The following is a 4,628-nucleotide window of genomic DNA, read 5'->3' as shown; positions in this document are numbered from 1 at the left end:
GGGCCTCCCGGACCCCGCGTTGGGACCGTACTAACTCGGCGGGGGGTCAGGCGTGGGAGGCCAGCTCCTCGCCCCAGGCCCTGGCCCGGTCGCTCTCGCCGGATGCCAGGGGCCCCGGCGTGCCCTCGACGAAGAACGTCTCGCCGCGGTGGGCGCGGGCGAAGCCGTGGTGCTGCAGGGAGCTCGCCGCGGACTTGGCGGCCGACCCCGGCACGAGCTTGACCTTCACGCGGGTGTCGAAGGTGACCACCGGCAGCTCGGGTCGCGGGTCGGCCCGGTCGATCCACTCGCGGATGCCGGTCACCTCCTGCCCCTCGGTGGCCCCCTGCCGGATGGCGTCCGCGCGAGTGTTGCGCCGCGTCATCGAGAACGCGTGGGTAGGGCCGCCGACCAGGAGCAGCGACACCTCGGGGTCGACCACGGTGGGGGTGTCGGCGACCTTGCTCACCCGGACCGGGACCCCCGCGGCCCGGATCCCCTCGGCGATCGCCTCCGCGACCGCGAGGCTGTTGCCGAACATGGACTCGACGACGATCAGGACGCTCATGGTTCCTCCGTCTTCGAGGGTAGCGCCGGGGGGCCGCCCGCGTCGCGCGCGGGCGGCCGGGGTCACATCTCCTCGTGGACGTCGGGGTCGCCGCCGAACAGCCTGCCGTCGGGGCGGCCGAGCGCGGTGACGGCGGCCACCTCGGCCTCGGAGAGCGTGAACCCGAAGACGTCGAGGTTCGCCGCCTGCCGGGCGGGGTCGCCGGACTTGGGAATCGGCACCGAACCGAGCTGGTGGTGCCAGCGCAGGATCACCTGAGCGGGGGTCACGCCGTGCGCCTCGGCGGTGGCCCGGACCGCGGGCGCGTCGTACTGGGCCTGCCGCTTGCCCAGCGGGCTCCACGACTCCGTGCGGATGCCCAGCTCGGCGTGGACCGCGCGCATCTCCGCCTGCGGGAACGCCGGGTGCAGCTCGATCTGGTTCACCGCCGGCGCCACCCCGGTCTCCGCGACGAGGCGCTCCAGGTGCGCCTGGGTGAAGTTCGAGACGCCGATGGAGCGCACCAGCCCCTGCTCCCGCAGGTCCACCAGCGCCTGCCACGCCTCGACGAACAGCCCCTGGCTCGGGTTGGGCCAGTGGATGAGGTGGAGGTCGAGGTGGTCCAGGCCCAGCCGCTCGAGGGAGGCCCTGGTGGAGGCGACGGCGTCGTCGTACCGGTGGTGCCGGCCCGGGATCTTGCTGGTCACCAGCACCTCGGCACGGGGAAGCCCGGAGCGGCGGATCGCCTCACCGACCTCGGCCTCGTTCTCGTAGTTCACCGCGGTGTCCAGGAGCCGGTAGCCCTGCTCGAGGGCGCTGACGATCGCTGTGGTCCCCGCCTCCCCCCGCAGCCCGTAGGTGCCCAGGCCGATCGCCGGCAGGTGGCGACCGTCGTTCAGCAGGTACGTCGGAATGCCCATGGCACTCGAGCCTAACCGGGTCCCGGCAACCCTAGGTCGCGTAGATGTCGACCTCGGCGGACTTGACGGCGAACTGGACTCGCGCGCCAGGAGCGAGGTCGAGCTCGGCCGCAGCCTGGGGGGTGATGTCCGCGGTCAGGTCGCCGGCATGGACCCGGATCTGGTCGCCGAGCGGCTCGAGGTGGGTGATGGTCACGTCGAGCCAGTTGCGGGGGCTGCCGCCGGGTGCGCTGGTGAAGACCCCGACGGCTGCGGGTCGGAACACGGCCACCACCGGATCGCCCTCCTGGGGGACGGGTTCGGCGACGTGGCCGTGGACCGCCCGGCCGTCCGCTGCCAGGAGCAGGCCGTCCCGCCAGGTGCCGGCGACCAGGTTGAACCCGGCCAGGCGCGCCGCGAACGCGCTGCTGGGTTGCCGGAGCACGCGTGCGCCAGGCCCCTCCTCGACGACTCTCCCCTGCTCGAGCACCGCGACCCGGTCGGCGAGGAGGAGCGCGTCGAGCACGTCGTGGGTCACGATGACGGCGGTGCGGCCCTCGAGCACGCGCCGAAGGGTCTGACGAACGGCGGGCGCCACGGCGACATCCAGCGCTGCCAGCGGCTCGTCGAGGAGCAGGAGCCGGGGCTCGCCGGCCAGGGCGCGCGCGATGGCCACGCGCTGGGCCTGGCCCCCCGAGAGCTGGGAGGGACGCCGGCCGGCGTACGTGCCGGCGTCGACCTCGGCCAGCCAGCGAGCGGCTGCCTCCCGGGACTGTCGCCGGCCGGCGCCCCGGCTGCGTGGTCCGAAGGCGACGTTGTCCAGCACGGTCAGGTGGGGGAAGAGCAGCGGGTCCTGGGACAGCATGGTGACGTGCCGGTCGTGCGGGGCCACGAGGACGTCTCGGGCGACCCCGGGCCCGACCGAGGTCAGCGTCCTGCCCTCGAGGACCACCTCGGCGCGGTCCGGACGGAGCAGGCCGGCCGCGACCTGGAGGACCGTGGACTTCCCGGCGCCGTTGGGTCCCACCAGGGCGAGGGTCTCGCCCGACGCGACCTCGAAGGAGACCTGCACGCCTCGTTCGGCCACCGCGGCGGAGAAGGTCAGCGTCACAGCACGCCCCGTCCACGTCGGGCGAACCCGATGATGCCCATCGCCACGACGACCAGGAGCAGGGACAGCGCGACCGCGGCATCGGCGTCGGTCTCGCGCTGCAGGTAGATCTCCAGAGGCAGGGTCCGGGTGACCCCCTGGAGGCTGCCGGCGAAGGTGATGGTGGCGCCGAACTCACCGAGGGCCCTGGCGAACGACAGCACCGCGCCCGAGACCAGGCCGGGCATCACCAGCGGAAGGGTGACCCGGCGGAGGACGGTGGTCGGGCTGGCGCCGAGCGAGGCGGCGATGACGTCGTACTGCTGGCCCGCCGTGCGCAGGGCGCCTTCGAGGCTCACCACGAGGAACGGCAGGGCGACGAAGGTCTGTGCCATCACCACGGCGGTGGTGGAGAAGGCGATCTGCCACCCCAGCAGCTCGAAGGTCCCCCCCAGCAGGCCCCGCCTCCCGAAGGTGTACAGCAGGGCGATGCCGCCCACCACCGGGGGAAGCACCAGCGGAAGCAGGACCAGTGAGCGCAGCAGGTCCTGGCCGCGGAACGAGGTGCGCGCCAGGACCAGGGCCATCGGCACCCCGACGAGGAGACAGACCAGCGTGCTCGCGGTGGAGGTGCGCAGACTCAGCCACAGCGCGTCCTGGGACGACTCGGAGCTGATGAGCCCGAGGAAGTCGCCCCAGTCGACCCTGCTGACGATCGCCACTAGCGGGAGCAGCACGAACACCGCCCCCGCGGCCGCGGGCGCGAAGACCCAGCCGGGGAGTCCTACTGCGCGGGTCGACGCCACGTCACGGCCGGCCGAACCCGAACCCGGCGAGCACCGACCGGCCGTCGTCGCTGAGCACGAGGTCCATGAACTCCTGGGCCAGGTCGGCGTTCGGGCTGTCGGTCACCGTGGCGATCGGGTAGACGTTGACCACGCCGGCGGACTCGGGGAACGTGATCCCCTCCACGTCGTCCCCTGCGGCCTTCACGTCGGTGACGTAGACCAGGCCCGCATCGGCCTCGCCGCTGGTCACCTTGTTCAGGACGTCGGTCACCGACTGCTCCTCACTGACCGGCGTCAGCGTGAGGCCGGCGCTCTCGGCCACCTGCTGGGCCGCAGCGCCGCAGGGCACCTCGGGTGCGCACACGACGAGGTTGAGGCCCGGCTTCGTCAGGTCCTGCAGCGAGGCGACACCGGCGGGGTTGCCCGGCGGGACGGCGATCTCCAGCACGTTGGTGGCGAAGGCCTCGGGGGTCCCCACGAGGTCGTCGGCGGTCAGCTTCTCCATGGTCGCCTCGTCGGCGGAGGCGAACACGTCGGCCGGTGCCCCGCCTTGGATCTGGGCGACCAGGTCCGAGGAGCCCGCGAAGCTGAGCTGCACGTCGACACCCGCGTGGTCCGCCTCGAACTCCTGCCCGAGCTGCTCGAAGGCGCCGGTGAGCGACGCGGCCGCGAACACGGTCAGCGTCGTGCCCTGCTCGGCGTCCGAGCCGGAGTCGTCACCGCCGCAGCCGCTCACGGCAGCGGCCAGCACGAGGGCACCCGCGAGCCCGGCCCAACGTCTCATGACTCTCCCTCCATGGTCTCGACGATGACCGTCGTGGACTTGACCACGGCGACGGCGACGGACCCGAGCTCCAGCCCGAGGTCGCGCACCGCTTCACTGCTCATCAGCGACACCACTCGGAACGGCCCGCACTGCAGCTCCACCTGCGCCATCACGGTGTCCACCCGGATTCCCGTGACGATCCCGACGAACCGGTTGCGGGCCGAGCTGACCACACCGCCGGGCACCTCCGGGGCCGCGAAGTGCTCACGCGCGACCTGAGCGACCTCGAACCCGTCCACCACCATCCGGCCCGAGGCGTCGGTCGACCCGCGCAGCACCCCACGATCGATCCACCGGCGCACCGTGTCGCCGCTGACCCCCAGGTAGGTGGCAGCCTCACGGATTCTCATCTGCGGCACAGACGGGATGATAGAGCATGACCTGCCTCTTAGAAGGCCTCGTTATGCCGCAACTGTGGATCCGCGAACGCACTCGAACGGCCGTGCGGAAGATCCCAGCCACCTGGTGGCTGTTGGGTTTTGGGTTCTGCTGGGCGCTG

Annotated in this window: 6 protein-coding genes; all 6 read right to left on the bottom strand. The window is 72.5% G+C overall.

Going from position 1 to position 4,628, the window contains the following annotated elements; genetic code table 11:
- Positions 1-46: 46 nt before the first annotated feature.
- Positions 47-547: a flavodoxin family protein gene (locus PLP61_RS15080; protein WP_324503576.1), complete on the bottom strand. Its 501-nt coding sequence runs from the start codon at positions 545-547 to the stop codon at positions 47-49.
- Positions 548-609: 62 nt separating this feature from the next.
- Positions 610-1,446, bottom strand: coding sequence for an aldo/keto reductase (locus tag PLP61_RS15075; RefSeq protein ID WP_324503575.1), 837 nt, complete (start codon positions 1,444-1,446; stop codon positions 610-612).
- 31 nt (positions 1,447-1,477) lie between these two features.
- Positions 1,478-2,536 (bottom strand): sulfate/molybdate ABC transporter ATP-binding protein, encoded by a 1,059-nt coding sequence (locus tag PLP61_RS15070; RefSeq protein ID WP_324503574.1) that lies wholly within the window; start codon positions 2,534-2,536, stop codon positions 1,478-1,480.
- On the bottom strand, positions 2,533-3,252 hold the full coding sequence (locus PLP61_RS15065) for an ABC transporter permease (protein WP_324503573.1): 720 nt from the start codon (positions 3,250-3,252) through the stop codon (positions 2,533-2,535). The genes PLP61_RS15070 and PLP61_RS15065 overlap by 4 nt, the downstream gene beginning before the upstream one ends.
- 70 nt (positions 3,253-3,322) lie before the next feature.
- Positions 3,323-4,087, bottom strand: coding sequence for a molybdate ABC transporter substrate-binding protein (gene modA / locus PLP61_RS15060; RefSeq protein ID WP_324503571.1), 765 nt, complete (start codon positions 4,085-4,087; stop codon positions 3,323-3,325).
- Complete coding sequence (locus PLP61_RS15055; protein ID WP_502889078.1) at positions 4,084-4,479, bottom strand: TOBE domain-containing protein; 396 nt, start codon at positions 4,477-4,479, stop codon at positions 4,084-4,086. Before PLP61_RS15055 ends, modA begins: the two co-directional genes overlap by 4 nt.
- Between the last annotated feature and the right edge of the window lie 149 nt (positions 4,480-4,628).

The sequence above is a fragment of the Nocardioides sp. genome (assembly GCF_035429765.1).
GTDB lineage: Bacteria > Actinomycetota > Actinomycetes > Propionibacteriales > Nocardioidaceae > Nocardioides.
Note: the sequence above shows the minus strand (reverse complement) of the source record. Positions and strands in the feature narration are given on the sequence as shown.

Bases quoted from the DNA above. Each gene is read 5' to 3' on its own strand.
- PLP61_RS15080 (WP_324503576.1), bottom strand. From the start codon at position 547: ATGAGCGTCCTGATCGTCGTCGAGTCCATGTTCGGCAACAGCCTCGCG.
- PLP61_RS15075 (WP_324503575.1), bottom strand. From the start codon at position 1,446: ATGGGCATTCCGACGTACCTGCTGAACGACGGTCGCCACCTGCCGGCG.
- modA (WP_324503571.1), bottom strand. From the start codon at position 4,087: ATGAGACGTTGGGCCGGGCTCGCGGGTGCCCTCGTGCTGGCCGCTGCC.
- PLP61_RS15055 (WP_502889078.1), bottom strand. From the start codon at position 4,479: ATGAGAATCCGTGAGGCTGCCACCTACCTGGGGGTCAGCGGCGACACG.